Genomic DNA, 26,794 nt, shown 5'->3' on the forward strand with positions numbered 1-26,794 from the left:
AAGGAGCCATCAATGGCTAGCAACGAAGAAATCCTGGCCGGTTTGGCCGAAATCGTCAACGAAGAGACGGGTCTCGCCCCTGAGGCTGTAGAACTGGATAAGTCCTTCACCGACGACCTGGACATCGACTCGATCTCCATGATGACCATTGTGGTCAACGCCGAAGAGAAGTTCGACGTGAAGATCCCGGACGAGGAAGTCAAGAACCTCAAGACCGTTGGCGACGCTGTCAGCTTCATCGCCGCAGCACAGGCGTAATTAGCTCCACCCCTGCCCCGGCTTCGCTCACGCTAGGCCGGGCATGATGGATGGCCGGCACCCCAGGTGCCGGCCACCCATAGCCTTTTGGATTCCGTCCAGTACCCCCTTATTTTTTGGAAGAGTTGAACCATGGCCCGCAAAGTAGTCATCACCGGACTCGGAGCTACCACGCCCATCGGCGGCGACGTCCCGACCATGTGGAATAACGCCCTCAAGGGTGTTTCCGGCGCTCACACACTCACCGACGAGTGGGTGGAAAAGTACGACATCCCCGTACATTTCGCAGCCCGGGTCACGACTCCCGCCTCCGAGGTCCTCAGCCGCGTTGAAGCCAAGCGTATGGACCCCTCAACACAGTTCGCCGTTGTGGCTGCCCGCGAAGCCTGGAAAGACTCGGGCCTAGAAGACATCGACCACGACCGCCTTGCTGTGGCCTTTGCCACCGGCATCGGCGGTGTCTGGACCCTGCTCGACGCCTGGGACACCCTGCGCGAGAAGGGCCCGCGCCGTGTCCTGCCGATGACGGTGCCAATGCTCATGCCCAACGGCCCCGCCGCGGCGGTTAGTTTGGACCTTGGCGCCCGAGCTGGCGCCCACACCCCCGTTTCCGCCTGCGCCTCCGGCACTGAAGCCATGCACATTGCCTTGGAACTGATCCGTTCCGGCAAGGCCGACGTCGTAGTGGCCGGTGGCGCCGAAGCCGCCATCCACCCGCTGCCCATGGCCGCCTTTGCTGCCATGCAGGCGCTGTCCAAGCGCAACGACAACCCGGAAGGCGCCTCACGCCCCTACGACATCAGCCGCGACGGCTTTGTCATGGGTGAAGGCGCCGGTGCCCTGGTCCTGGAGGCCGAGGAGCACGCACTGGCTCGCGGCGCCCGCATCTACGGCGAGCTTGCCGGCACCTCGGTCACGGCAGACGCCTACCACATCACTGCCCCGGACCCCGAGGGCCTGGGCGCCACCCGCGCGCTGAAAGCGGCCTTGTTCGATGCCCGCGCCCTGGCCGAAGACGTGGTCCATGTCAACGCCCACGCCACCTCCACTCCCGTGGGCGACCGCCCGGAGTACACGGCGCTGCGTGCGGCCCTGGGCGATCATCTGGACAAGGTGTGTGTCTCTGCCACGAAGTCGCAAACCGGTCACTTGTTGGGCGCTTCAGGGGCCGTTGAGTCGGTACTGACGGTCCTAGCCGTCTACCACCGCTTGGCACCTGTCACGATCAACCTGGAAAACCAGGACCCGGATATTCCCCTGGATGTTGTCACAGGCACCCCGCGTGAACTGCCCGAGGGGCAGATCATGGCCCTGAACAACTCCTTTGGCTTCGGTGGCCACAATGCCGTTGTTGCCATCCGCAGCACTGGCCCCAAGGTCGAAATGAGCTAGGACTGGTTGCCTAAAAGAGCGGCGCCCACCTTTGGTGGGCGCCGCTCTTTTGTCTCTGGCGCTCAATTTTTCTGATGCCGTCATGCGCATAACTCATTGCGAGTCTGCTGCCACCAAGCAAGATGAGGAAAACCCACACTGAGTCCGGCGCATAGTGGAAGATTTTTGCGGCTAGCCCACGTGGTGGAGCCAGCGGACAGGGGCCCCGGCAGCGGCGTGACGGAACGGTTCAAGTTCTTCATCCCAGGCCTCACCGAGTGCCAAAGATAGTTCCTGATAGACGGCGGCGGGTTCACCCTTGCCAGCCTCGTAGGCGTAGCGGATCCGGTCCTCGGAGACCATGATGTTGCCGTGGACATCCGTCACGGCGTGGAAGATACCAAGTTCGGGGGTATGAGACCAGCGTGATCCGTCGACCCCGGCGCTGGGCTCTTCGGTGACTTCATAGCGGACATTGGCCCAGCCTCGAAGAGCTGAGGCAAGGCGTGCGCCCGTACCTGCGGGTCCATGCCACACGTATTCTGTGCGCAGCACATTGGGCGCCGCGGGCTGTGCAGTCCACTGCAAGCTCGTGCGCTGGTCCATCACGCCTGCGATGGATGATTCGATATGTGGGCACATGACAGCCGGGGCTGAGTGCACAAACAAGACACCGCGCGTCAAAACGACCTTCATTCCATCCTCCATTGCAGTAGGTGCGTCTTCCCCAACGACCTTCAAACGGATGAAAATTTGTGTTGCGCGGAGCGGGTGTGAACCGTCCCAAAATGTCTGGCCAATTTTTTAGACAGATATAGCCGGCGCCGCTGATTTAACTCGACGGTGCGTTGACTCCCTCTCATTGTGCCGTAGCTGGGGCAATTGCGCCACCGTAAAGCCAAACTTGAGCTAAACGGTTTGTTTTAGGCTCGTGGATGCGCTTGCTTATAGCTTTCGCGCAGCCTTTCAACGGAGACGTGCGTGTACAGCTGCGTGGTGGCCAGTGAGCTGTGACCCAGTATTTCTTGAACTGCGCGAAGATCGGCACCACCGTCCAAAAGGTGCGTGGCGGCCGAGTGGCGCAGCGTATGCGGTCCCGTGGCGGAGGTGTCTCCCAGGTCTCCAAATACATGTTGGACGACGGTCCGTACGGCCCGCTGGTCTATCCGTGAACCGCGCTTACCCAGGAAGAGCGCGGGTCCGCTGTCTGACTTGACGAGGGTCGGTCGTCCGGCCGAGAGCCACTTCTGAAGGGCTTGTTCGGCGGGCACCCCGTAGGGGACCACCCGTTCCTTGTTGCCTTTGCCTAACACCGTCAGCGTCCGCCGTTCCTGGTTGAGTCCGTCGATGTCCGCTCCGGCCAGTTCCCCGACTCGAATACCGGTGGCATAGAGCAATTCCACCATGGCGTGATCGCGCAGTGCTATCGAATCCCCGTCACCGGCGTGGTCCTCTAGTGCTTCCATGAGGCGCTGGATCTGCTGTTGCTGCAATACCGCAGGCAAGGTGTGGTCCCGTTTCGGGGCCTTCAACCTCAAAGCAGGATCTAGTTCCAGGAGCTCTTCCCGCATTGCCCAGGCGGTGAAACTGCGGACGGTGGCGGCACGCCGGGCAAGAGTGGAGCGGGAGAGTCCCGCGGCGCTTTGATCACCGAGCCAACGCCGCAGCAGACTGAGATCCAACCCGGACAGTGTGGTGACACCCTCCGTGAGCGCGTGGATGAGAAGGGCGTCTACATCGCCACGATAGGCCCGAATTGTATGGGCAGAGCGCCCGCGTTCGGCGAGCAGGTAGCGCTCAAAACCGTCGGCCGCCTGCGCCAGTTCCCCCGGTATCCGGGTACGTTCTTCATGATCCACACACCCACTGTGCGCTGTTGCCGGTACTAGGGCAAGTTGACCCGCCGGAGGGGAGTGTAAGGCGCCCGTCGAACGCCCGTCAGCTACCGATCACACGCCACCTCGGCGGCGTTTTACTCTAGGCGCTGGAGTCCAGCCACTTGCGGATCAGGTCTTCTTCCCCGCTGCCAGTGGTGGTTAATCGCAGTAGGGGAATCTGGTGAGTGGAGCAGATTGCATTCTTGAGTGCATCCCGAATCAGCTGCGCGGGGTTGTTTTCGTGGAAAGCGAACCCATCGACCTCAACGGCAAAGGCCGGTTTGTTGGAGATGCGGTTGTAAACGACAAAGTCGATCGTTGCACGGCGCTTGACGTAGGCGGCCTGCTCGGGAGTGAGCTTGGAGAGATCCGGCAGTAAGTTGTGTAGCACCACCTGGTCCACCACGGTGAAGTCAGCATACGATTCCTCGGCCAAGATGCGGTTGAGCAAGGTCCAGGCAATGTTTTCCGAAGCGAATTCGGACCGCTTCTGCAGCTGGTCCGCCAGCGGCCTCAGGCGCGGCGAGTAATCGCGGTACAGCAGGTCAAAAATGGAGACGACGGAACTGTCGAAGACTTCCTGCTCGGGGTCGTGATATCGGATGTAGTCGATCAGGTCCCGCAGGTGTCGGCTCTTGGGCAGCATGGCCCGATTGGTGACCAGCACGAACTGTTTCGCAGCACGCGAGACAGCCACGTTGACCAAGTGGGGGTCGTCAACGAATTGTAGGCCCTGCCTCCCGTCAGTGGTCTCGTCCAGGACCGTGCTCATGATGACCACGTCCTTTTCACGGCCCTGGAACTTGTGGACAGTGCTGGCCTCTATCCCCACCAGCTGCTGGTTCAATTTGTTGGCTTGGAGCCGATATGGGGTCGCAATACCGATCGCCTCAGGGTCTGTTTCAGCGAAGAATTGTTGAATGACTTCCTGTGCCACTACATCGATCTCACGCTGGTTTGACCGCCCGCCTTCACGGTGTGCCCGCATGTGGTTGCCGGCAACGGTTCGCACCACTCGCAGCGGGTGTTCACCGGGTTCAGTCATTGTGAAAGGAACGAGCTGTCCGTTGTAGTACTTCTTATTGCAGAAGCCGATGATCGCCGGATCACAGCGGTAGTGCTCCCGCAGCATCGTTCTGGGAAGGGTGTCACCATAGAGAGCAATCATGGAAGACAAGATGTTGTGGTGGAGATAGTCGTAGGCGGGGGCGGGCGCCGCTGCGGCTCCGTCGTATGCGCTTTGGTTGGAGATGTGCTGGATTTGGCGAAGATCGCCAACGACAATCACATTCCGTGCACTCTTGAGCGCAAGGCCGGCGGCGAGAAGGTCAACCTGGGACGCCTCATCAATGATGAGGTAATCGAGCAAGTAGCCATCTGGAAGACTTCTTCCCAGGGAGTGGCAGGTGCTGAGTATTACAGGGTAGTCCTGGGCGAAACTTGCGAAAAGGCGTTTGTATGAAGTCGGCTCGTAGATCTGCCTCGACAACTTGGAGTAGCGCTGATGGAGGCCTGCTCGAAATGCCTGGACTGAAAGTAGCTGGTGCTCCTGGGCCAGCGACGCAAGCCCTCCCGCTGTCAAGGTGCGCTCGGCCTGCTCGATCTGGTGCTGTAGCTCGCCGATCTTGTTGCTGTAGTACGCGCGCTGCAGTCCAAGCACTGTGTCCGTGTCACCGGGATCAATAGATTTGGTGGATCCATACCGGAAGTAGCCTCTGACCCGACGAAATAGTCGCCGGAACGGGCCGTCGCCCTCCCTCCACTGCGCGGTTTCGGCCAGGTAGTCAAGGATGAGACCCGATGACTGCTTCAGGAGCGGAAGTCCCTCAAGGTTGGCCGGCTCATGGCGAAGGAGATGCTGGCTGAAGTGTCTTAGCTCGAGCTGATACGCGTCCCTTTGCTGCCGTAGTTGTGCCAGTTGCCTCTCTGTTTCCTGCAACAGTTGTAGGCGCCGGTCGACGTCGGCGATCTGCTCGTCAGTCGGCATCGGCACCTTGGGACTGTTAGCGAGGGCAGCAACCTGCGCGTTCCTTGGCGACTGCTCGGCGAAGAACTCCGCCCTCTTCTCGCTGCGGCCCAGCCCCGCAACCACATGGCCAAATCCTGCCTTCTCGAGTTTTTCTCGGACATTGTCGACTGCCGCGTTGTTGAATGAAACAACACCGACAGTTGCCCCAGGTGTGGAAATGATGTTGGCGATCAGGTTCAGTATGGTTTGTGTCTTCCCGGTTCCCGGCGGACCATCGATCACCGAGACAGGGTTGCTCAGGCACGTCTGGACGGCCGCGCGCTGGCTGAGGTTTGATGAGAACGGGAAGATCAACTGGTCGGGTCCGTTGGATGATTCAATGGGTTCTGCATTGAGGTACCTCCCCAACGCGCTCGCCCTGTCGACGAAGTGCAAATCGTTGTATGACCGCTGGAGTGGGTCATCGGCGGACAACCCAGCTACGACGCCCTTCCAATGGCTCAGAACGCCCGATGCCCCAGTTGAGTTGGTGGCGTTTTGCCGAAACTCAACCTCGCAGCCCGGATAGCTTCGATAGGAGTCCGGGCCCGTCTGGGTAGGGTAGAAAATCCGCCACCAAGCGCCGTCGGGTCCATCGAAACGCCATGCCTCAGTGGCCCTGGCCCAAGTGTTGCCCCGGACCGCGACCTGAGTGTCCTTGCCGATCTGGATGCGGGCTGGCGCCCGAACGATCACCACCTTTCCCAGGCCGTAGCGATACTCTTTTTCGCCTTGCCCGGACTTGAACGTGACGCAAACGTGGTTCGGGTCCATCCGGTACCTAACGACGACGGCAGTCTTGTCTTCGAATGCCCCACCGGTAGAGGGCCGGACAAAAATGGCCTCGTGGCGCGGGTCAATCATGGTACGTCCCCCAGTGGCATTCCGATGATCTGTTCGGGCTTAGTGCGTCAGTACTAGAATGTCGGCACGCGCTCGACTCCAGGGCTACCCTGGACAGCTTGTTCCATACTATGGCCCGCCGAGTGCCTAGGGGCTTAGCCGGCGCCGTTTCGCTTCCACCCACTGTTTGCCCGCTGGGCCAGACCCAAAAGTTCTAGCCGTCCAAGTCCGGCCAGCACCGACGCCACTCCTAATCCGGCTACCACGCTGAGCTTGTCCACGGTGGTGGCCGAACGCATCGGCAACGCGTCCAGGAGCAGCAGATCTTCTACCCCTAATCCGTCATGCAGTGCTGGGGCGCCTTCTGGTTCTGCAGCTAGGTTGGTGCCTGCAGCGCCCGCAAGCTCGGCAACATCGGCGGCGTCGGTGACGCACACAGCCGCCCCCTCCCGAAGCAAGCGGTGGCAACCCGCCGAATTCGCGGAGTAAACAGACCCGGGGACCGCCCCCACCGACCTGCTCAGCGTGTCCGCGTGGTGCGCAGTGTTCAGCGCCCCCGAACGCCACCGCGCCTCCACCACCACCGTCACCTCGCAAAGAGCGGCAATGAGCCTATTGCGCTGCAGGAACCTGTACCGGGTGGGGTTGGTACCCGGGGGCACCTCGGCAATGATGGCTCCCTTCTCTGTGATGGACCGTAACAGGTCCTCGTTGCCCGAGGGGTAGAACCTGTCTACTCCCCCGGCCATGACCGCCAAGGTAGGCGGTGAGGCCTCCACGGCCCTCGGTGGCCCTATCCGGCCACCACCTTGCACGGCGGCGCCCAAGGCCCCACGATGCGCCTGGGCATCTATTCCGTAGGCGCCGCCGCTAACCACCGTGAAGCCGCGCTGTACCAGCGACCCGGCCATCTCCACCGCCACATTGGCACCGTAGCTGGTGCTGTCCCTGGATCCCACCACCGCGATGCAGCGATTCTGTTCCGGAATGCGGGCCACCTGCCCGCGCACCCAGAGGGCTATAGGTTCGCCCAATTGCAGTTCGGCCAACGCCGCTGGCCAGTGCGGATCCTCCGGAATCAGCAGCCCACCACCCAGGCGCTCCACCACGTAAAGATCTCGCTCCGGTGCCAAGTCCCCGAGCCGGGGGCGCCAACGAGTCAAAGCCTCCGCCAGTCCCGGCCACCGCCCGGTTCCGGAAATGTTCAGCACCCCTGTCATCTCCTGTTCCAGAACAGCACTCGACTGGGCCCCGCTCCGAATAAAGGCCAGTGCGTCTTCGGGTCCCGCCACGGCAATCAAGGCCATTCCCGCCATGTCCGATGGCTCCATGAGCCTGGTCAGAGCCGCCCGGGCAACTCTGATACTCGCCTTGCCCTGGTAGCTTTCTGCAACTGTTCCGTTCATAGTCCTTCTCCTCGTTGTCTAAGCGTCAGGGCCAGCCCGACGTCGTCAACCCCTGGTGTATCCCTGCCCTGGAGATCGGCCACTGTCCACGCAAGACGCAAGACGCGGTCGTAGCCGCGGGCGCTCAGCGTGCCCGCACCCATTGCCCGGTCCAGCAAATGAGTGTCCTTGCTGCCCAATCGCAGGGGGCCACGCAAGATTCGGCCGGTCAGATCGGCATTGTGAACCAGGCCGAAGGGCCGCAACCGCTGCTGCTGGATGGCCCGCGCCATTTGGACCCGCACCGCTACCTGAGCCGAGGATTCGCGTTGTCCGGTGTCCGAGAATTGTGAAAGCTGCACCCGGTCGACCTGCAGCTGAATATCAACCCTGTCCAGCAGGGGCCCGGATAGCTTGCCGAAGTAGCGTCGGCGAGCCATGGCAGTGCATTCACAGGCGATGCCCTTTCCCGTGGCCTTGCCGCAGGGACAAGGATTCGCGGCCAGGACCAGTTGGAACCTGGCCGGGTAGGCGGCGGTTCCGGCGGCACGGTGCAGAACCAGTTCGCCGCTTTCCAGTGGCTGGCGCAGGGCATCGAGGACGCGCTTGTCGAACTCCGGGGCCTCGTCAAGGAACAGCACGCCCCGGTGCGCACGGGATGCCGCTCCCGGCCTCGGAATGCCGCTGCCCCCACCAATGATGGCGGCGGTGCTGGCCGAATGGTGCGGGCGCTCGTACGGAGGTCGCCGCACGAGGGCGGTGATCCCGGTTTGGCTGGTGTCCAGGGAGTGGATGGCCGTGACCTCCAGGGCTTCGTCATCGCTGAGTTCCGGGAGCAACCCGGGCAGTCTCTCGGCCAGCATGGTTTTCCCCGAGCCGGGCGGGCCCACCATCATCAAGTGGTGACCCCCGGCTGCGGCAATCTCCAACGCCAGCCTGGCCTCACCCTGCCCTGCCACCTCAGACAAATCCGCGGGGGCTGCCCCGGGCGGTCCGGCCCCCGGGATCGAACGCGGCACTCCCCCGCCCTCGGCGCCGGGTGCGTTCGGAGCGGAGAGCACCAGATGTTCCGGATTGGCGTCAAAGTCTGCTGCAACCTGGGCCAGTGATTCGTAGCCGCGTACTTTGGCGCCGGCAACCAGCTCCGCCTCAGCCAGATTTGCCTGCGCCACGACAAACTCCTGACACCCGGCAGCGAGGGCGGCCAGCACCGCCGGTAAGACACCCCGGACTGGGCGTAGCCGCCCGTCCAAGCCCAGCTCGGCCAGAAACACCGTGCCGCCGGTGCGGCGCACATCGCCAGCGGCATTCAGCGCGGCCATGACGATCGCCAGGTCAAAGCCCGAGCCCTTTTTTGGCAGCGATGCGGGCACCAGGTTGACGGTGATCTTGCGTCGACTCAAGGGGATCCCCGAATTTTGCGCGGCGGACCTGATCCGTTCCCGGGCCTCGCTCAAGGCAGCGTCGGGAAGTCCGAGCAGGACAAAGGCCGGAAGTGTCTGGCCGATGTCCGCCTCGACCTCGATCACGTGGCCATTGAGTCCCACCAGGGCCACCGCCAGCGCCCTCCCCATCCCCATCAAGCCACGCCCTTGAGGTGGTCGATGCTTGGCGCCGAATGCCCGTCCATGATGACGCCGACGGCGTCAACCCGCAACGCACCCATCACGTGCCGGTGTTCGCGTGCCCACAGAACCGCCAGCGTGCGCAGCCGCTGCAGCTTCGCAGCGGTCACCGCCTCCAGCGGGTCTCCGTAGCGCCGCGACCGCCGAGTCTTGACTTCCACAATCACCAGGGAGGCTCCGTCAAGAGCCACCAGGTCAATTTCGCCCGCCGAACATCGCCAATTGCTGTCGATGACCCGCATGCCGTGATCTTCCAGGTAGTCCGCCGCCACTCTTTCACCGCTTTGTCCCAGCGCATCTTTCGCCTTCATCGCAACCTCCTCCTCCAGCGTGGCGAACTTTGCCGGGCGGCGGCAGTACCCGGGCCCAGATTGTGGATTGCCTGGTGCCCTGTACTGGCTGTGGAGGGGCGTTAGAGACTTTTGGGCACAAAAAAGGAGGACGACAGCGGAACATTAGTTCCGCCGTCGTCCTCCCGACAGGTGGTAGGTGACTAACCCAGTGAACCCAATTCGCCATCCTTGGGGATCTGCAGGTCATCGGATTTAATCAGCTCTTCAACGTTGACGTCCTTGAAGGTGATCACCCGGACGTTTTTAACGAAGCGGGCGGTACGGTAAACGTCCCACACCCACGCGTCTTGGAGTGTCAGGTCAAAGTAGACCTCCCCATCAGCTGAACGGGCCTGCAAGTCCACGTGGTTGGCGAGATAGAAACGGCGTTCTGTCTCCACCACGTAGCTAAAGAGATTCACCACATCGCGGTATTCGCGGTAGAGCTGAAGCTCCATGTCGGTCTCGTAGTTCTCTAAGTCCTCAGCGCTCATGCTTCCATCATCCATCACCGGATGCCTTGTTACCCAACGTGGCCATGGGTAGGCGGGAAACTTGCCGAAAACTAGACCAGGCGCCACGTCTTTCGGTGGAAATCGGTGGCCCCGTGGGCGGCGATGGCCGCACGATGGGAGGCCGTGGCATAGCCTTTGTTGCCCTCCCAGCCGAACTGCGGGAAGTCCAGGGCCAAAGCGGCCATGATGGAATCGCGTTCCACCTTGGCCAACACGCTGGCAGCGGCCACCGAGAGGCAGGTCATATCGGCCTTAATTCGGGTTTGGATCCGCCACGGGTCCGCGGCAGCCAGCTCGGTGCCGCCGTCACCAAAAAAGCCAAGATCGGGCTGCACCGGAACCGACAGCCAGTCCTGGTTCCCGTCCAAAATAACAAAGTCGGGAGTCAGTTCTGCCGCCACGGCGGCCAGGGCGCGCGTCCCGGCCAGGCGCAGGGCCGACACTAGGCCCACAGCGTCGATTTCGGCCGAGGAAGCATGTCCCACGGCATGGGCGACAGCCCAGTCCTGGATGGCTGGTACCAACGCCTGGCGCACGGGTTCGCGCAGCAACTTGCTGTCCTTGACCCCTGGCAGTTCGGCGGCAGTAGCGGCGTTGATGACCACCACACCCACGCTGACTGGCCCTGCCAAGGCGCCGCGACCGACTTCATCGCAACCGGCCACCAGAGTGTATCCCTGTGCGGCGAGTTCGCGTTCCCACTCCAAGGTGGGAGGCGCCGCGGCCACTACTTTGCCGCCGGCACGGCCGACGGCGAACCCTGGCTGGTGCTTTGCGGTGCCGGAACGTCATTGAAAACGTCGGGGTAGTTGCCAAGAATGCCAAAGTGGCTCAGGGGCCAGGCTATGACCACTGCCCTGCCCTCAACGTCGGCGATGGGGACAAATCCGGTCCCGTTCTCCGCTTGATGTGCGCGGGAGTCCTCGGAGTTGTTCCGGTGATCCCCCATGACCCACATGTGGCCCTCGGGGACGGTGACCTCAAAGGTAGTGTCCGACGGCGCCGCCCCGGGAAACAGGTACGGTTCGGTAATGGGCTCGCCATTAACGCTCAGCTTGCCTTCTGAGGTGCAGCATTTGACCTTGTCACCGGGCAAACCGATAACCCTCTTGACCAGGTGCTGCTCCGAGGAATCCGGGGCGAGACCGATGAACGTGGCCACGTCACCAACCCAGCTGAAGGGGCCCTCAACCGCTGGTTTCTGGGTCAGCCAGCCCTGGGTGTCCTTGAAGACCACCACGTCTCCGCGTTTGAGTGCGAACGGCTCGGGAACCAACAAGTTCACGAAGATCCGGTCGTTGATTTGAAGGGTGTTCTCCATGGATCCGGACGGGATGTAGAAGGCCCGGAACAGAAACGTCTTGATGAGGAAGGAAAGCACCAGGGCAATGACCAAAATGGTGACAATTTCCTTGCCCCACGCCCAGGCGCCGTTGCTGATGCGCTCCACGGCAGTTGTCTCGTGACCAGGCTCGGGGCCTTCCTCACTGTGCCTCGGCTCGCGGAAATGGCGGGGGCGGTGATCCTGCGGAACCTTGGCCGCTGGCGGTTGCGGACCCGGTACGTTGGGAACATGACCGCCGTCGTCGGGTTCGGCTGTACCGGAGTCCCCAGGCACGTTCTGCTGCATAAAAGCGCTTCTTTCACATCAAAAAAGTAATATTCCATTGCCCGCCCGAAAACGGGACAGCCGAACTTAAGGGGCGCGAACGGCGTCGCGCTCTAAAACATGGATCCGACCCAACGGCCACACGGTGGCCCACGGGCGGCCAATGACTTTGCTGGTGGAAATCAGGCCCCCGCCGGGCATGCCCAGCAACGAGCGTGAATCCAAGGACACATCACGATGGTCGCCCATAAGCCACAATTTACCCTGTGGAACTGTGACCTCGAACTTCAACGCGCTGGGCGCGTCCCCGGGATACAGGTAGCTTTCGGTGATAGGAACACCGTTGACCTCCAAAAGCCCGGCCTCGGAGCAGCATTTAACGGTATCGCCCGCCACGCCCAGCACACGCTTGACGTAGATGTTGTTGTTGGGGACCATGCCCAGCCACTGTCCGGTGCCAATGGCGGCGTCCATGAGTTCGCCGTGGCCGCTATCCAGGGGCGTGAAAGATCCCCTGCCGTCAAAGACCACCACGTCACCGCGTTGAATGGGAGCCGTGGCGAAATCCGTGCGGGAGACCAGAACCCGGTCGCCTGTGAGCAGTAAAGGTTCCATGGATTCGGACGGGATGTAGTAGACATCCACCCACACATTGCGAACCACTGCGGTGAAAAGGAAGACCGTCACCACGGCCAGAACAACAAAACGCCAGCCCAGTTTCCTGGACCGGCGTTTCACTTGATTCAAAGTGCGAAGACCTTACTTGACAGGAAGGTTGTCGCGCTTTTCCTTGATCTTGGCAGCCTTGCCGCGCAGGTTACGCATGTAGTACAGCTTGGCGCGACGAACGTCACCCTTGGTAACGACCTCGATCTTGTCCAGAACCGGGGAGTGTACCGGGAAGGTACGCTCTACGCCGACGCCGAAGGAGACCTTGCGAACCGTGAAGGTTTCGCGGATGCCGTCGCCCTGGCGGCCAAGGACAAAGCCCTTGAATACCTGGACACGTGAACGGGTACCTTCAATGATGTTCACGTGAACGTTGAGGGTATCGCCGGCACGGAAGGCGGGGATGTCGCTGCGCAGGCTGGCTGCGTCAACAGAATCGAGAAGATGCATTTTCTCACTCCAGGTAAACGCCACAGGTCATTTACTTTGTGTCACGATTTTCATGGACGGCACGCTGGCCAGTCATGGAAATCGAAAGTTTTAAGACCGGCTTGCCTAGGATGGTTTGCCGGTGTGCCGCTCTGTTGACTAACGCTCCCCCTGCGGCAGGAACGCGCCCAGTAGACACATCTGTCTATTTTGCCACAGCTTGCGGTGCAACAACTAATTTAGCCAGCCGAATATGGCTGCCAGGGTCCCTCGCCTTGTATGAACTCTTGGCGATGAGCACGACGCCGGGGCCGGGGTCAGAGCCGCAGCGCCGCCTCAAGTCCGTCCAGGTAGGTGGAGACGACGTCAAGGACCTTCGCCTCCGGGGCACGATCAACGGTGAAAAGTGCCGCCATTGCCACGCCCACAAGCGCACCGGATAGCGTTCTGAGCGCAGGGTCGCCAAGGGGTCTCCCGGTCCTGGCTGCTGCCATTGCGGCTACCTGGTCAAAGGCGCCAAGCATCTGTTCCAGGGCGGCGGCGCGCAGCTCGGGAAGCGTCCAGAACAGTTGCACCCGCTCACGCACGTCTTCCATGTCGCCGCTGGAGATTTGGCTGGCCACATATCGGAGCGCTCCGCTAATGGCCTGCGCGGTGGTGAGCCCCGGGGGTTGTGCGGCGAAGGCGGCGTCCAGCAGCGGATCCAGTTCGTCCGAAAGCACTAAATCTGCCTTGCTGGGAAAGTGGCGGTATAGGGTGCTCTCGGAGACGAGTGATGCGGCAGCAACCTGCCCCATAGTGGTTCCGTCGTAGCCCTGAATACGGAACAGTTGCAATGCCTGGGTCTGGATCTCACGGCGAAGCTTGGCCCGCCTGCGTTCGCGCAGTCCCCCTTCAGGCGGGTGGCCCCCTTCAGGCGGGTGGCCCCCTTCAGGCGGGTGGGCTGCATTTTTTTGGCTGTCCCGTTTATGAGTCGGATCCGACAAGGCGTGCACCCTTTCCGTGGTCTTTTCCGAGCTTATCCCGCTCAGTGGCGCCTCGCGGCATAAACAGTGCCGCGAGCACCAGTCCTACGAGCGAAATGGCTACGGAGACCCACAGGGCGGAGGTCAGCCCGGACACGAAGGCCTCACGCACGGCCTGGACTGCACCTCTCCCAACGCTGCTGGCTGCCGCAACGCCGGCAAAAACGCTTTGCTGCGCGGAGGTCAAGACGCCCGGCGACAAAACAGTGTGGGTCAGTGCCTGGGCCTGGAGCCCGGCCAGGTATTGGGAGTGCAGCACGCTGCCGAGGATAGCCGCACCCAGCGGTGCACCCACCTTGGCAACCGCCTGCAGGACGGCCGATCCCACGCCGCTGCGGTCGGCGTCGAGCTGGGAAAGCGCTGCCGAACTGGCCGTAACCATGACCAACCCCATCCCGATGCCAACCAGGGCCAGCCAAAATCCTAGGAACCAATTGCTCGACGCGGTGCCGGTCAGCGTTCCCACAGCCATTCCGCCGCCCAAGAACGCAAAGCCAGCAACGGAAGCCACCTTTGCACCGACGGCCTTGACCACCCAGGCCGCGGGGAGCGTCCCCATCAGCAGGCCACCCACCAGCGGCAGCAGCCTCAAGCCGGAGCCCAGCGCGTTCACGCCCAGCACACCCTGGAAGTACTGCGGCATGGTGAATAGCGAGCCAATCATGGCTAGGCCGGCGACGGCTGACAACACCACACCCCAGGTGAAGGACCTGAACTTGAACAGTCCGACGTCGATCAGTGGCTGGCCGCCCGGGCGGCGGCCCAGGCGGGTCTCCCACAGGAAGAACACGAGCAGCAGCACCAGGCCAGCGGCCATGGCGGCCAAGGCGGGGACATCACCCCAGCCGTCCTGACCGGCGCGAATGAACCCATAGACCAGGGACACGAGACCTGCGGTGGAAAATGCGATGCCAGCAGGGTCAAGGCCAGGCCCCACGGCTGCACGGGACTCCGGCACCAGCGCGGCGGCGACGGCTACTCCCACGGCGGCCACCGGGACATTGATCAAAAAGACCCAGCCCCACCAGAAGTTGGTGAGCATCCAGCCGCCCAGGATGGGCCCCAGTGGAAGGGCCAAGAAGTTCGCGGCGGCCCAGATGCCGATAGCCCGGGGGCGTTCCTCGTCGTTGAACAGGACAGTGAACGCGGCCAGCACCATAACCACGATGGCGGCACCGGCGAGTCCCAGAAGCAGCCGGGCGACGGTGAATTCGGTGGCGTTGGCGGCGAAAGCACATGCGGCCGAGCCGACACCAAACAGGGCCAGGGAGACGAGCAACAGCCGCTTGCGCCCGAAGGTGTCCCCGAGTAGGCCAGCGGGCAGCATGACGGCGGCCAAAACGAGCAGGTAGCCCGAGGTGAACCACTGCAACTGCGATTCCGAGGCATGGAAAGCCCCGGCAAGCGTTGGAAGTGCCACGCTGAGCACCGTGGAGTCCAGACTCACCGCTACGACGGCGAGACTGAGGGCGCCAAGCGCCCACCACTTGCGTGCGGGATTTTCCTTAATGGCAGTCACATTCATGACAGTCACCTCCATTTTGAAGGCAACCTTCGGAGTGGAAGTTGCCCCCAAAATGAATGTTAGTCCCAGAATTTACCCAGGACAATAGAGCCGGCAAACTAAAGAAACTGCTACGGCAACGAAGCCTTAAGCGTCTTCCCGGCGCACAGCCCTACCATCAACGACGGCGTAGCCCAGCTCCCAGAGCATGTTCTTCTCCGTCTTGCTGAAGTTTGAAACATCCAGGGCATCAATGAGGTCTGGGCGGCGGGCGGCAGTGCGGCGCAGCTGGTGCTCCTTGCGGAACTTTGCGATCTTGCCATGGTTTCCGCTGAGTAGGACCTCGGGGACCTCACGATCGCGCCATACGGAGGGCTTGGTGTACACGGGGTACTCCAACAGTCCATCCGAGTGCGATTCCTCAACGAGGGACTCTGGATTGCCCACAACACCGGGGACCAAACGGCCAATGGCTTCAACCATGGCCAGCACGGCCACTTCCCCACCGTTGAGTACATAGTCACCAAGGCTGATGGGGCGCACCGTGTACTGCTCTTCCGCCCATTCAAGCACACGCTCATCAATGCCCTCGTAGCGGCCACAAGCGAACACAAGATGCTCTTCCTCAGCCAGCTCGTAGGCCAATGCCTGGGTGAACACTTCTCCGGCAGGTGAGGGAACAATGAGGACGGGTTTGCGACCGGCCGCTGTTGCCGGTGACTTTTCTGCAATGTCGCTTAGCGATTGCGCCCATGGTTCGGGCTTCATCACCATGCCAGCGCCGCCACCATATGGGGTGTCATCCACTGTGCGGTGGCGGTCGGCCGTGTACGAGCGCAAATCGTGGACGTTTAGTTCCAGCAGGCCGTCGGTGCGGGCCTTGCCGATCAAACTCAGCTCCAGCGGGGCCAGGTATTCCGGGAAAATGCTGACAACGTCAAAGCGCATTAGTCCTGTACACCTTCTGTGCCGTCGGTGTCGGCTGCCTCGCCGGTCTCGTCGCTGGCGCTCACTTCTTTGTTGACACTGAAAAGGCCCGCTGGCGGGGTCAGCAGCACATACCCCTGCTCAATGTTGACTTCAGGGACGATTTCGTCAACGAAGGGGACCAGAACTTCATCGCCGTCGTTGTCCTCAACGATGAGCAGGTCCTGGACCGCCTGGGTGCGAAGACCGGTCACCTTGCCGACCTTCTTGGTGCCAACCCGAACCTCAAGGTTGAGCAGTTCGTGTTCGTACCAGGCGTCGTCGTCCTCGTCGTCGTCGGACTCGAAGAACAAGGTGGCGCCGCGCAACAGTTCGGCGTCATTGCGGGTGTTGGTGCCTTCAAATCCAAGGAGCAAGATGTCTTTGTTCCAGCGTGAGCTGCGGACGGTCAAAGTCCCCAAGCTGGCCGGCTCAACCACAAATTCGGTGCCTGGGGCAAAACGGGAATCGGGGGCGTCGGTGAGGACAAGTGCTGTCACTTCGCCGCGGATGCCGTGGGGCTTGCCAATTCGGGCAACCTGAACCTGCATGAGAACTCCTAGTACGTGCTTGTTAATTTGGGTACCACTGGAAAAAAATTTGGCCCCGACACCATTATGGTGCCGGGGCCAAACCTTTGGCTTCACTGCTGAAGACTACGCAATCCGCAAGCGGATCACGAGTATCCGGCCGGTAGCTTAGCGGCGGCGGTCCGTGTCGACAACGTCTACACGAACCGGCTCGCCGTTAGCCAGGGCGGCAACCACCGTGCGCAAAGCGCGGGCAGTGCGACCCTGGCGGCCAATGACCCGGCCCAGATCGTCTTGATGAACGTGCACTTCGAGGGATTCCCCGCGGCGGTTGTTCTTGACGCTCACCTTAACGTCCTCGGGAGAGTCAACTATCCCGCGAACAAGGTGCTCCAGCGCTTCAGCCAGCAACTTACTGAGCCTCAGTGGTCTCTACAGCAGCATCATCGTCAGCTTTTTTGGCCTTCTTGGTGATGGCTTCCTTGACAATGAGGTTCTTGGCTTCGGGTGCTACGAAAGCAACCTTTGCAGCCTTGGTCTTCAAGGTGCCCTCGGCGCCCTTGATGCCCTTGAACTTGTGCCAGTCACCGGTGATCTTCAGGATCTTGGCAACAGGCTCAGACGGCTGAGCGCCAACGCCGAGCCAGTACTGGGCACGGTCGGAGTCGACCTCGATGAATGAGGGCTGCTCGGTCGGGTGGTACTTACCGATTTCCTCGATGGCACGGCCGTCACGCTTTGAGTGTGAGTCCATGACGACGATGCGGTAGTACGGTGCACGCATTTTACCAAAGCGCTTAAGGCGAATCTTTACGGCCACTTTTGTGGTTACTCCTGGTTCGAAAAAGGGGCGAATTCCGTTTCACGCTCCCGTGGGGCGGGCCGATAGACGGATTTCTAAGGACAGGACCATCACGCGGAGAGAGGGGCCGCGCGGATCGAGTACCCACTCATTATGCCAGACGTTGCACCATCCCCGCTACGCGGCGGTCGCCACATGACATGTGTTGTGCGTCATGTGAACTAAAAAACCGCGAGGCGGTGGCCCGCTAGGAGGCGGAGAAGAAGAACAGAGACATCTTCGCGTTGCCTTCTGCCGCCTTCAGGGCGGCCGCGGCCATGGCGGTGAGCGCGCGCAGTAGCGGCTCGGTCACCTCGGGGGTCGACTCCATTTCCTCAGCGGCCGCCCATTCGGCAGCCAGTTCGGCAACGTCTTCGGGATCTTCGGGGTCGTTGAGTTCGGCAAAGATCTCCAGGAGGGCGTCCGGGATGGCAAAGAGCGTATCGAGTTCGATGTCTACCAGGCTGAGTACTGCGGCTACACCTGTGGCGTGGACCTTTTTTACGGCCAACTCCCCCAACACCTCAATTTCAAAGTCGCTCAGCCCCGGCGTGGGCAGCACCGGGACGTCGATGGCGGGCGACTTGCCGGCCTCGCGGGCCTTGGCGCGGGCTACGGCCTGATGGTGGTCGGCGATGAAGAACTCTGAGTAGATGGCCACGCGGATGCCTTTCGGAGGAGGGAACATTCGGGTATCCCGGTCAGTCAAAGCTCGGCCAAGGGGCTCAGCTCTGGACGTTGCCGGGCGCTACTTCAACACTAACGCGAATTTGGTTCCGCCACGGATCCTCAAAACGAATCTCCGCCCCATCATCGGCGACAGCAATCCGGTGGTGGGACAAGCGCTCGGAGAGGGCACCGACGTCGTCCTTGGCCGGGAGCTGGATGAGCACCTCACCTAGCCCCAAGGTGTCTTTGCGGGGTCCGGCACCGCGGCTGTTCCACACGTTCATGGCCATGTGGTGGTGATATCCGCCGGCGGAGACAAACAGCGCCTGCCCGTGCCAGCCTGCGGTCTTGGCAAAGCCCAGGGTATCCACATAGAACTTTTCGGCAGTTTGCACGTCACCCACTTGGAGGTGGATATGTCCGACGTCGGCCACGGCCTGGCGTTGTCCGGTCACCGATTCCTCGGTCAGGTGCTGGGTGAGGAATTGCTGTGGCGGCAGGGCCAGGGAATCCATGACTACGGAGGAGCCGTTCCAGTTCCAGGCGTCCCGGGGGCGGTCCCAGTACAGTTCGATGCCGTTGCCTTCGGGGTCCGTGAAGTAGAACGCCTCGGAGACCAGGTGATCGGCGCTTCCGGCAAATAGCTGGGGGTCGTACTGGGCGGCGCTGGCGACGGTGGCGGCCAGGGAGGCCTGGTCGGTGAAGAGCAGGGCGGTATGGAAGAGGCCAGCTTCGCCGCGCGCAGGAATGTGGAGACCGCCGGCAGGCTGAAGGTGAACCAGTGGCTCGGTTCCACGGCCCAGGTACTGGCCGCCGTCAGCTTCGGCCACAATGTCGAGGCCGAGTGCCTTCTGGTAGTAGTTGCTCATGAGGTTCATGTTTCCTACCTTCAGCATTACGGTACCCATGCGAAGGTTGGCGGAAAGCTGGTCTTTATTAGTCGTCATACTTCACCTAACTACTTGAAGCTTCAAGTTATTCCCGGGAGTGCAGGGAGACCCTCATTACGACACGTCTGCCGATGGAATCCAGGCCCGCCAGGGCTTCCCCCGCACGCAACCTCTCCAGACCTGGCGTCAAAGCATCCGGGGGCACCTCGAGGAACCCGCAACTGGCGTAGAAAGGGGCATTGAAGGGGACATCGGCAAAAGTGCAGAGCGTCATGGTGTGGAAGCCGGCTTCCTGCGCCCAGGCCTTGGCCGCCGTCACCAGGGCCCTCCCGACTCCACGCCGCGCATACTCGGGCGCAACCGCCAGCTGTTCCAGGTGTGCGTTGCCGTCAACAATTTCAAGGCGTACAAAACCGACCGGTGGACGCCCGGCGACCATGATGTGAAAGGCCCCGGCATACTCGGCAGCCGTGGCTGGGGGCGGAAAGTCCCCGAACGTCACGGCAGGATCCAGGGTGCCGAACGCCTCGTCGGCGTCCGCCTCCAAGGAAGGTAGCAGCGAAAACTCACTCAGTGCTACCGGGCGGATTTCAAACATAAATCCAGTCTAGTGGGGGGCACCGACACCGTCCTGGCGGGTATCAATCCGGCCCGGGTTCTCCAGGGCGTCCTGCGAACTCCGCAAGAAAGTGCTCGATCAAGGCTGCGCCGTCCGGGCCGTCCTGGGGCCTGTGCCCGCCTCGTGTAATGACATGGCGGGCGCCTGTCGTCACCAGGTACTCGGCAATTTCCTCGTACAGCGGCTCCCATCCCCCGGTGATGACAACGGTGGGAACTCCAGGCACAATGTGCAGCGGAGCCTCCCAGGGCGGTGCTTGCATGCGGGTGCGGGCTGCACGCCGCTGCGCTGATTCTCCTTGGGTGTGGGCTAGCCCGGCGCCGGACGCTGTGCCTGCGGATGCGGTGCCCGGCACCAGGCCGGTGGTCGATCCTGCGCTGGACGCTGTCAGACGGTGGAATTCGACGGCGAACTCAGTATCGCGCAGCTCGGCCCGCTTGGCATACAGCGGCTCGAGATGTTCACGGTATGCCAGCGTTGCCGGCAGCTCGGCTGTCAAAGACAGCAGTGCCGGTTCCACCAGCACCAACGATTTCACCAGATCCGGCCGCTCCACGGCGGCCATCATGGCAGCAACCGCACCCTGTGCGTGCGCCACCAGGTGACCACCGGTTCCCAGCGCACTGATGACAATGGCGGTATCGGCCTCAAAGTCGGTGGCTTGCGGGGGTGCCACGGTGTCAAAACCCGTTCGTTTCAGAAAGAGTGCGTCGTAGCGACCGGCCAGTCGGTGCTGGGCAGGCCAAGCAGCGGCCCCGAAGCCGTCAAGTCCGTGCACCAACACAATCCGGGTTTTTGTCATTTCAGCAGGTTATCCGATGTCACTGACAGCTTGGTGCCACGGGGTCGGTGCGGCGTTCTCTCTAGTGCACCTCACCCCAGTCCGGGCGTGACACTCTCGTCAAGGAGAGTGTCCACGGCGCGGTGGCCATTGATGGGAAAGTGACAGGCCACCAAGTGCGGGACCGTTCCGGCGGCTGCCGCGGCGGCCGTTGCAGCCTCCACTTCCGCGGCGGGAACCTGCACCGAGCCTCCGCCAGGTTGCAGCGGCGGCACCACCTTGGCGCAAATCTCCTGTGCCATGGGACACCGGGTGCGGAAACGGCAACCGCTAGGCGGGTTCATCGCTGAGGGCAGTTCGCCCCTGACCCCCAATTTCGCTTTGGCCCTCTCAACGACCGGGTCGGGGATGGGAATGGTGTCTATGAGGCCGCGGGTGTAGTGGTGTTGCGGGTGGGAGTAGACGGTGGCCGCCGGTCCTATCTCCACCATCTTGCCCAAATACATGACGGCAATGATGTCGGAAAGATAGCGGACCACCGAAAGGTCATGGCTGATGAACAGGTATGTCAGTTCCCTGTCGCGTTGGAGTTCCTTCATCAGGTTCAGCACCTGCGCCTGGATCGAAACATCCAACGCGGAGACTGGCTCGTCGGCCACGATCAGCCCGGGTTGCAGTGCCAGTGCCCGGGCTAGGCCGATCCGTTGACGCTGCCCGCCGGAGAACTCGTGGGGGTACCGTTCGGCAGCACGGGCAGGCAGCCCCACAGCCGCCAACAGCTCATCAACGCGTTCGTTGCGATCTTCCCGGGTGCCTACGCGCTGGATGTCCAGAGGTTCGCGCAGGATGGAGCGCACACGCATTCGAGGGTCAAGGGACGCGTACGAATCCTGGAACATAAACTGCACGTTCCGGCGCCCCTCCTTCGCTTCCTTGCCGCGCAGGGCGCTGATGCGCTTGCCGCGGAACAGAATCGAACCGGAAGTGGGGGTGTCCAGTCCCACCACCAGGCGCCCCAGTGTGGTTTTCCCACAACCGGACTCACCCACTAAACCCAGGGTTTTCCCACGCGGGATGGCGACGCTCACCTCGGACACGGCACTGATATCGCCCACGTGGCGGCGCAGGATGGCCCCGGCCGTTACGGGGAAGTCTTTCACGGCGTCCTTGACCTGCAGCAGCGGTACCCCGTCGTCCGGGATGAAAGTGGTCGGGGCCACCCAGCTCCGTGCGTCCGACGGCGTTCCCACAGTGATCGGCGGCGCCTCCTTCTCTGCGGGCGCGGAGGCGAGGGGCAGCGCAACCCGGGGTTCGGCGTCGTCCGTCACCAAGGACAGATCCATGCCGGCCTCAAGGTCGGCGGCCTCCACGCGGGCAAGCTCCGGTATGGTGGTGCGCAGATCGCGGGGTTCTGGCATGTTCAGGGGCGTGGTGCGCGGCACGAAGCAGGCGTACTCCTGCACCCCGTACGGTGTGGCGATGGCTGTCATGGGCGGTACCTCCGCCCGGCAGGTGGCCACGGCGAACCGGCAACGTGGGGCAAACCGACAGGCCGGCGGGGGTTCGGTCAGATCAGGTGGAAGCCCGGGAATGGAGTACAGTCGCTCCCCCGTGCCCGCCACCCTTTCAGGGAGAGCCTCGAACAACGCGTCGGTGTAACGGTGTTTGGGCGAGGCGAACAAGGTGTGCACATCAGCCATTTCGGCCACCTTGCCGGCATACATGACCACCACACGATCGGCGCTTCCGGCGATCACCCCAAGGTCGTGGGTCACCAGGATCATGGCCATATGAAATTCGGCCCGCAACCGTGCCACCAATTCGAGGATCTGTTTTTGCACCGTCACGTCCAAGGCGGTGGTAGGTTCGTCGGCGATGAGGAGTTTCGGCTGGCAAATCAGGGCCATTGCGATCATGACGCGCTGACGCTGACCACCAGAGAGCTGGTGGGGGAAGTCTTTGATGCGTTGGGTGGGGTTGGGGATGCCGACCAGCCCAAACATCTCCACGACCTGTTTCATGGCGGCCGACTTGCTCATGCCGCTGTGAAGGATGAGCGGTTCAGCCACCTGTTCGCCTATGGTAACCACGGGATTTAGCGAGGTCATGGGGTCCTGGAAGATCATGCCAATGTCACCGCCGCGAATTTCGCGCAGCCGCTGTTCACTCAATTGGACCAGATCCTCGCCGTCAAAGAGGATCTCACCCTTGGTGATGTGGCCCCCCGGAGGGAGCAGGCGCTCAATGGACATTGCTGTCATGGTTTTTCCGCTACCGGACTCTCCCACCAAACCCAGACATTCCCCTGCATCAACGTGCAAGTTCACGTTATCGAGGGCATGCACCACGGACTTGCTCAGCCTGATGTCCGTGGTGAGATTACGAATCTCCAACAACGCCATGGCGGTTTCTCCTTCTGGTGGTGTGGCTTTTGAGGACGGTGGACGTCAACGCCGTTGCAACCTGACTTCAACAGAATCGCGGAGTCCGTCACCCACCAAATTGACGGCGACAACCACAATGATGATGGCGAACCCCGGCGGGTAAATGAGCCACCAGTAGTTGGTGAACACGAACGCCGTGCCATTGCTGAGCATGCCGCCCCAGTCGGTGGCAGGCGGGGAAATTCCCAGACCCAAGTAGCCAAGGTAGGCGATCAGCAAGATTGCGTCAGCCACTTGGAAGGTGGCATTGACAATCACCGTCCCAATAACATTGGGCATGATGTGGCGCAGCACTGAATGCCATGACGATCCGCCCATCACACGCACTGCCTGAACGTATTCGCGAACCCTTAGCGTCAAGGATTCGCCACGCACCAGACGAGCCGGCACCAGCCAGGCCGTAAGACCCAACACAAAGATCATGACGGGGACGCTTGGTTTGACGATGGTGACCAGAAACAACAGCAGGAACAAGATGGGGATGGACAAGATGGCATCGACGATGCGCATCATCACCCCGTCAACCCAGCCGCCAAAGAACCCTGCCACGGCGCCCCAGATGGTGCCCACGATCGTGGCAATGATGGCCGCGGAGAACCCAATGATCAAGGACACCTGGCCCCCAGTCATCAGGCGACCCAGCTGGTCATAGCCGGTTTCATCGGTGCCTAACGGGTGGCCGGGGCCAGGTGGCAGGTTGACGTTGAGCAGGTTCACCGTGACCTGGTCCGTGGGGTACAGCACGGGACCCAGAAAACAGAACAGCACGGCTAGCAAAAGCACGATGAGGCCGACTATTGCCAACTTGTTCTGGATAAACACCTCAAAGCCGAGGCGAAACATGCTTTTGGCCTTGCCAACGGGCAGCCCGGTTGCCGATGCGGGCAACGCGGCGCCGTGCCCGTCAATTTTGGTATCCGAAGCCGGTTCACCGGCCCCTGGGCGGATGATGGTCATAGCTTCACTCTCGGATCTAACACGGCCAAGGAAATATCGGCCAGAAGGTTTCCGACCACGGTGGCGAAAGCGGTGATGATGACTACGCCAAGCTCCACCGGATAGTCGGAGGCCTGGGCCGCCTGCCAGAACAGCAGGCCCATGCCGGGGAAATTGAAAATTGATTCGGTAATAAGGGCTCCGGCAAAAACGGCTGGAATGGAGAGCCCCAGAAGTGTGACGATGGGAATCAGGGCATTGCGCAGCACATGACGGTAGAGAACTCGCGACGGCGGGGCACCTTTCGCCTGGGCCGTACGCACATAGTCCTGATCAATGTTGTCCAGAACCGAGGAGCGCATGTACCGGGAGAACCCTGCAATGCTTAGCAGCGCCAAGGTGACTATAGGCAGCACCATGGCATCGAATTGTTCAAAAATGGGGCCAACCCCGTCCGATTGGGGTGCTTCTGGCGGGAACCAGCCGAGGTTTTGAGAGAAGATTTCGATCATGATCAGGCCGATGAAGAACGTCGGTGCGGCGTAGAAGATGAACGACAACCCGGTGGCAAAGTAGTCAACGGGCTTGTTGCGCCGCACCGCCTGGTAAATGCCCAGCGGAACAGCCACAATGACGGTCAGCGCTAGGGAGAGCAGACCCAAGATGATGGTCTTGGGCATGCGCTGCACCAGCAGTGAACTCACCGATTGGTTCAGTTTGATAGAGAAGCCAAAATTGCCCGTCGCCCACTGGCCCAGCTGTCTGAAGTACTGGATGAACAATGGCTGATCGTAACCATTTTGTACGTTGAACTGCGCAACCTGCTCGGCCGTGGCCCGCGGACCTAGGATGGCCCGCGCGGCCCCGCCGGGCAGTTGGTGCAGGAGGATGAATACGATGATCGTCACCACCAGCACCACCACAATGGATTGCAACAGGCGGCGAAGGATGTAGCCAATCATGACGTCTGCCGTCCTGTCCGGACCCTGCGTATTTTCATGCCCTTCACCGCCTGCTCACTTAGGTGATTGTTAGTTCCCTACGGTCAGTAATGCCATGCCTCCGGTGTGATGTTTGCGTAGGGATTTTGCGGGGTGACACCCTTCAACGCGTTGGCAACCATGGTCAGGCTGTACGTGTAGTTCGGTTGCCACACGACGGGGACGTCCTTGGCAAGGGCATTCTCGTATGCCTGCATCACGGCAGTGCCGCTTTGGGTGGTGCTGTCCAAAATGAGCTTGTCAATGGCGGGGTTTGAATAGCTTCCGCTATTAGAACCTGCGCCGGTCTGGAACAGGGTTTCACCTGTCGGGTAATAGTCGGGTGCGTAGACCCAGCCACCGCCCCAGTTGCCCATTTCCCAGGTGCACGTAGCACCCGAGCAAGGAATGGCAGTCCCGGTCACGGTATTGAACGGTGCAGGGGTGATGTTCAAAACAATCCCTGCCTCGGCCGCATTGGACTTCAATGACTGCATGGCCGTGGTGATGGTCTGCTGACCACTGGCATACTGCAAAGTGAAGTTCAGGGCCTCTCCGGAGGTGATCCCTTCGCCACACTCACCTGCCGCAGTCCCCGGCTTCACGCACGTGGCTGCAGCTCCGGCGGTAACACTCCAACCGTTGTCGGTCAGGTACTTCTTGGCCGTGTCAATGTTGAAGGGGTACGGGTTGGAGGTCTCCACGGAGGAAATCAGCGGTCCAGAGGGGAACAACGGGATAGGCCCGGTGGTCGCAAAGCCGTAGTTCTTCGCCGCGGAGTTCAGAATGCCATTCTGATCAACCACCGACTGCAATGCTTGCCGGAAGTAGAGCTGTTTGAAGATGGGCCCCACAGTTGGATTGTTGTAGTTGATTGGGAAGTAGTTGATGCCGTAAAGATTCCACGGCGCCAGCGTGTAGTTGGCGCTGAGCGGGTTCGGACCTGCTTGGTCGGGGGTGGTGCTAGCCGGCCGTGGCGACGCCAAATCTTGAGTGGGTATGTAACCGACATCAATAGTGGAGGCACCCCGCAGGACATTAAACTCAGCCGAATCGGTGGTGAATGGAACCTCAATGAATTCCTTCAGCGTAGCCTTCACCGGCCCCGAGTACTTGGTGTTGGGGACAAAGGTGATGTGCCCGTCGGCATTGAAACTCTTCAACGTCCATGGCCCGTCAACCACCTGCCACAGCGGATTCGTTGCGTAGGTGGGAAGGTCCTTTGACTGGCTGATCAGGTAGTTGTAAACCGCCGGGCAGCTGGCTTCATTGGTGGAGCAGTCGGCCTTGGTGTTGGCGGCGCTCATGTCCCAGGCCGCTGGCATCGGTGTGATCTGGCCTAGCTGGTTGTAAAGGAACCATTGCTGGCTATAGGCCTGGTCAGTGTTGAAAACCACTGTCTGAGCATCCGGCGCCGACGCCGAAACGACGTTATCCGGGAATTGTCCCGGAACGTACGCGGCATAGTTGGCCTTTTCCGCCTTGGCCATGTTAAACCAGAACATCACGTCGGCCGAGGTGACGGCGGTGCCGTCGGACCACTTGTAGTCCTTGAGCTTGATGGTGACTGTCTTTCCATCATTACTGTAGGTTGGCTCAGCAGCCAGACTCAGAGAATCATTGACCTCGGCCTTGCCGTCATTTCCGAACCAATAAAGCGGACGGAATAAAAGAGCTTGCAAATCTGA

Annotated in this window: 27 protein-coding genes; 2 read left to right on the forward strand and 25 right to left on the reverse strand. The window is 61.4% G+C overall.

Annotated features, from left to right (window positions below):
• Positions 1-12 precede the first annotated feature (12 nt).
• Positions 13-258, forward strand: coding sequence for an acyl carrier protein (locus CXQ94_RS07820; protein ID WP_062006972.1), 246 nt, complete (start codon positions 13-15; stop codon positions 256-258).
• Between the two features lie 132 nt (positions 259-390).
• Positions 391-1,650 (forward strand): beta-ketoacyl-ACP synthase II, encoded by a 1,260-nt coding sequence (fabF, locus tag CXQ94_RS07825; RefSeq protein WP_104088075.1) that lies wholly within the window; start codon positions 391-393, stop codon positions 1,648-1,650.
• A gap of 171 nt (positions 1,651-1,821) precedes the next feature.
• Here fabF and CXQ94_RS07830 read toward each other — a convergent pair whose 3' ends face one another.
• The 25 genes from CXQ94_RS07830 to CXQ94_RS07955 all read right to left on the reverse strand — a co-directional run bounded on the left by CXQ94_RS07830 (position 1,822) and on the right by CXQ94_RS07955 (position 26,788).
• The gene (locus CXQ94_RS07830) at positions 1,822-2,325 is read right to left on the reverse strand and encodes a DUF3145 domain-containing protein (protein ID WP_104088078.1); all 504 of its coding nucleotides are present in this window, start codon (positions 2,323-2,325) and stop codon (positions 1,822-1,824) included.
• Positions 2,326-2,552: 227 nt separating this feature from the next.
• Entirely contained in the window at positions 2,553-3,488 is a 936-nt protein-coding gene (locus CXQ94_RS07835; RefSeq protein WP_104088080.1) for a tyrosine recombinase XerC, read from the reverse strand.
• Positions 3,489-3,606: 118 nt separating this feature from the next.
• Positions 3,607-6,378 carry an AAA domain-containing protein gene (locus tag CXQ94_RS07840; protein ID WP_104088083.1) on the reverse strand — a complete coding sequence of 924 codons (2,772 nt, stop codon included), beginning with the start codon at positions 6,376-6,378 and terminating at the stop codon, positions 3,607-3,609.
• Between the two features lie 134 nt (positions 6,379-6,512).
• Positions 6,513-7,763: a DNA-processing protein DprA gene (locus tag CXQ94_RS07845; RefSeq protein ID WP_104088086.1), complete on the reverse strand. Its 1,251-nt coding sequence runs from the start codon at positions 7,761-7,763 to the stop codon at positions 6,513-6,515.
• Entirely contained in the window at positions 7,760-9,322 is a 1,563-nt protein-coding gene (locus CXQ94_RS07850) for a YifB family Mg chelatase-like AAA ATPase (RefSeq protein WP_104088089.1), read from the reverse strand. Before CXQ94_RS07850 ends, CXQ94_RS07845 begins: the two co-directional genes overlap by 4 nt.
• On the reverse strand, positions 9,322-9,678 hold the full coding sequence (locus CXQ94_RS07855) for a YraN family protein (RefSeq protein ID WP_104088091.1): 357 nt from the start codon (positions 9,676-9,678) through the stop codon (positions 9,322-9,324). Before CXQ94_RS07855 ends, CXQ94_RS07850 begins: the two co-directional genes overlap by 1 nt.
• A 182-nt stretch (positions 9,679-9,860) precedes the next feature.
• Entirely contained in the window at positions 9,861-10,193 is a 333-nt protein-coding gene (locus tag CXQ94_RS07860) for a DUF2469 domain-containing protein (RefSeq protein ID WP_104088513.1), read from the reverse strand.
• A gap of 71 nt (positions 10,194-10,264) precedes the next feature.
• Complete coding sequence (locus CXQ94_RS07865; protein ID WP_104088094.1) at positions 10,265-10,942, reverse strand: ribonuclease HII; 678 nt, start codon at positions 10,940-10,942, stop codon at positions 10,265-10,267.
• On the reverse strand, positions 10,942-11,844 hold the full coding sequence (lepB, locus tag CXQ94_RS07870; RefSeq protein WP_104088098.1) for a signal peptidase I: 903 nt from the start codon (positions 11,842-11,844) through the stop codon (positions 10,942-10,944). Before lepB (CXQ94_RS07870) ends, CXQ94_RS07865 begins: the two co-directional genes overlap by 1 nt.
• Before the next feature lie 66 nt (positions 11,845-11,910).
• A complete protein-coding gene (gene lepB, locus CXQ94_RS07875; protein ID WP_104088101.1) occupies positions 11,911-12,570 on the reverse strand; it encodes a signal peptidase I in 660 nt (219 codons plus the stop codon).
• A gap of 12 nt (positions 12,571-12,582) precedes the next feature.
• The gene (rplS, locus tag CXQ94_RS07880; RefSeq protein WP_104088104.1) at positions 12,583-12,942 is read right to left on the reverse strand and encodes a 50S ribosomal protein L19; all 360 of its coding nucleotides are present in this window, start codon (positions 12,940-12,942) and stop codon (positions 12,583-12,585) included.
• Between the two features lie 296 nt (positions 12,943-13,238).
• Positions 13,239-13,757 (reverse strand): TetR family transcriptional regulator, encoded by a 519-nt coding sequence (locus tag CXQ94_RS07885; RefSeq protein WP_181034121.1) that lies wholly within the window; start codon positions 13,755-13,757, stop codon positions 13,239-13,241.
• Between the two features lie 130 nt (positions 13,758-13,887).
• Positions 13,888-15,471, reverse strand: a complete 1,584-nt coding sequence (locus CXQ94_RS07890) for a DHA2 family efflux MFS transporter permease subunit (RefSeq protein WP_104088111.1) — start codon at positions 15,469-15,471, stop codon at positions 13,888-13,890.
• Positions 15,472-15,597: 126 nt separating this feature from the next.
• Entirely contained in the window at positions 15,598-16,398 is an 801-nt protein-coding gene (gene trmD, locus CXQ94_RS07895; protein ID WP_104088114.1) for a tRNA (guanosine(37)-N1)-methyltransferase TrmD, read from the reverse strand.
• On the reverse strand, positions 16,398-16,967 hold the full coding sequence (gene rimM / locus CXQ94_RS07900) for a ribosome maturation factor RimM (RefSeq protein WP_104088117.1): 570 nt from the start codon (positions 16,965-16,967) through the stop codon (positions 16,398-16,400). Before rimM ends, trmD begins: the two co-directional genes overlap by 1 nt.
• Before the next feature lie 147 nt (positions 16,968-17,114).
• On the reverse strand, positions 17,115-17,357 hold the full coding sequence (locus CXQ94_RS07905; RefSeq protein ID WP_104088119.1) for an RNA-binding protein: 243 nt from the start codon (positions 17,355-17,357) through the stop codon (positions 17,115-17,117).
• A gap of 1 nt (position 17,358) precedes the next feature.
• Positions 17,359-17,766 carry a 30S ribosomal protein S16 gene (rpsP, locus tag CXQ94_RS07910; RefSeq protein WP_104088121.1) on the reverse strand — a complete coding sequence of 136 codons (408 nt, stop codon included), beginning with the start codon at positions 17,764-17,766 and terminating at the stop codon, positions 17,359-17,361.
• A 229-nt stretch (positions 17,767-17,995) separates the two neighbouring features.
• The gene (locus CXQ94_RS07915) at positions 17,996-18,448 is read right to left on the reverse strand and encodes a hypothetical protein (RefSeq protein ID WP_104088123.1); all 453 of its coding nucleotides are present in this window, start codon (positions 18,446-18,448) and stop codon (positions 17,996-17,998) included.
• Between the two features lie 64 nt (positions 18,449-18,512).
• Complete coding sequence (locus CXQ94_RS07920; protein ID WP_104088125.1) at positions 18,513-19,403, reverse strand: VOC family protein; 891 nt, start codon at positions 19,401-19,403, stop codon at positions 18,513-18,515.
• 28 nt (positions 19,404-19,431) lie between these two features.
• On the reverse strand, positions 19,432-19,944 hold the full coding sequence (locus CXQ94_RS07925; protein ID WP_104088128.1) for a GNAT family N-acetyltransferase: 513 nt from the start codon (positions 19,942-19,944) through the stop codon (positions 19,432-19,434).
• 43 nt (positions 19,945-19,987) lie between these two features.
• Positions 19,988-20,767, reverse strand: a complete 780-nt coding sequence (locus CXQ94_RS07930) for an alpha/beta fold hydrolase (RefSeq protein ID WP_104088131.1) — start codon at positions 20,765-20,767, stop codon at positions 19,988-19,990.
• A gap of 71 nt (positions 20,768-20,838) precedes the next feature.
• Entirely contained in the window at positions 20,839-23,148 is a 2,310-nt protein-coding gene (locus CXQ94_RS22865; protein WP_219817001.1) for an ABC transporter ATP-binding protein, read from the reverse strand.
• A 45-nt stretch (positions 23,149-23,193) separates the two neighbouring features.
• The gene (locus CXQ94_RS07945) at positions 23,194-24,147 is read right to left on the reverse strand and encodes an ABC transporter permease (RefSeq protein ID WP_104088133.1); all 954 of its coding nucleotides are present in this window, start codon (positions 24,145-24,147) and stop codon (positions 23,194-23,196) included.
• Positions 24,144-25,088 carry an ABC transporter permease gene (locus CXQ94_RS07950; protein ID WP_104088135.1) on the reverse strand — a complete coding sequence of 315 codons (945 nt, stop codon included), beginning with the start codon at positions 25,086-25,088 and terminating at the stop codon, positions 24,144-24,146. Before CXQ94_RS07950 ends, CXQ94_RS07945 begins: the two co-directional genes overlap by 4 nt.
• 83 nt (positions 25,089-25,171) lie before the next feature.
• Positions 25,172-26,788: an ABC transporter substrate-binding protein gene (locus CXQ94_RS07955; RefSeq protein WP_181034122.1), complete on the reverse strand. Its 1,617-nt coding sequence runs from the start codon at positions 26,786-26,788 to the stop codon at positions 25,172-25,174.
• Between the last annotated feature and the right edge of the window lie 6 nt (positions 26,789-26,794).

This window comes from Arthrobacter sp. GMC3 (genome assembly GCF_002929305.1).
Classification (GTDB): domain Bacteria; phylum Actinomycetota; class Actinomycetes; order Actinomycetales; family Micrococcaceae; genus Specibacter.

Excerpts from the sequence above, each read along its gene's own strand:
- CXQ94_RS07945 (WP_104088133.1), bottom strand. The coding sequence starts at position 24,147 with ATGACCATCATCCGCCCAGGGGCCGGTGAACCGGCTTCGGATACCAAA.
- CXQ94_RS22865 (WP_219817001.1), bottom strand. The coding sequence starts at position 23,148 with ATGGCGTTGTTGGAGATTCGTAATCTCACCACGGACATCAGGCTGAGC.
- trmD (WP_104088114.1), bottom strand. The coding sequence starts at position 16,398 with ATGCGCTTTGACGTTGTCAGCATTTTCCCGGAATACCTGGCCCCGCTG.
- CXQ94_RS07820 (WP_062006972.1), top strand. The coding sequence starts at position 13 with ATGGCTAGCAACGAAGAAATCCTGGCCGGTTTGGCCGAAATCGTCAAC.
- lepB (WP_104088098.1), bottom strand. The coding sequence starts at position 11,844 with ATGCAGCAGAACGTGCCTGGGGACTCCGGTACAGCCGAACCCGACGAC.
- CXQ94_RS07925 (WP_104088128.1), bottom strand. The coding sequence starts at position 19,944 with ATGTTTGAAATCCGCCCGGTAGCACTGAGTGAGTTTTCGCTGCTACCT.
- rplS (WP_104088104.1), bottom strand. The coding sequence starts at position 12,942 with ATGCATCTTCTCGATTCTGTTGACGCAGCCAGCCTGCGCAGCGACATC.
- CXQ94_RS07855 (WP_104088091.1), bottom strand. The coding sequence starts at position 9,678 with ATGAAGGCGAAAGATGCGCTGGGACAAAGCGGTGAAAGAGTGGCGGCG.
- CXQ94_RS07890 (WP_104088111.1), bottom strand. The coding sequence starts at position 15,471 with ATGAATGTGACTGCCATTAAGGAAAATCCCGCACGCAAGTGGTGGGCG.
- rimM (WP_104088117.1), bottom strand. The coding sequence starts at position 16,967 with ATGCAGGTTCAGGTTGCCCGAATTGGCAAGCCCCACGGCATCCGCGGC.
- CXQ94_RS07840 (WP_104088083.1), bottom strand. The coding sequence starts at position 6,378 with ATGATTGACCCGCGCCACGAGGCCATTTTTGTCCGGCCCTCTACCGGT.
- CXQ94_RS07950 (WP_104088135.1), bottom strand. The coding sequence starts at position 25,088 with ATGATTGGCTACATCCTTCGCCGCCTGTTGCAATCCATTGTGGTGGTG.
- CXQ94_RS07830 (WP_104088078.1), bottom strand. The coding sequence starts at position 2,325 with ATGAAGGTCGTTTTGACGCGCGGTGTCTTGTTTGTGCACTCAGCCCCG.
- CXQ94_RS07920 (WP_104088125.1), bottom strand. The coding sequence starts at position 19,403 with ATGACGACTAATAAAGACCAGCTTTCCGCCAACCTTCGCATGGGTACC.
- CXQ94_RS07845 (WP_104088086.1), bottom strand. The coding sequence starts at position 7,763 with ATGAACGGAACAGTTGCAGAAAGCTACCAGGGCAAGGCGAGTATCAGA.
- CXQ94_RS07930 (WP_104088131.1), bottom strand. The coding sequence starts at position 20,767 with ATGACAAAAACCCGGATTGTGTTGGTGCACGGACTTGACGGCTTCGGG.
- fabF (WP_104088075.1), top strand. The coding sequence starts at position 391 with ATGGCCCGCAAAGTAGTCATCACCGGACTCGGAGCTACCACGCCCATC.
- CXQ94_RS07860 (WP_104088513.1), bottom strand. The coding sequence starts at position 10,193 with ATGAGCGCTGAGGACTTAGAGAACTACGAGACCGACATGGAGCTTCAG.
- CXQ94_RS07850 (WP_104088089.1), bottom strand. The coding sequence starts at position 9,322 with ATGGGGATGGGGAGGGCGCTGGCGGTGGCCCTGGTGGGACTCAATGGC.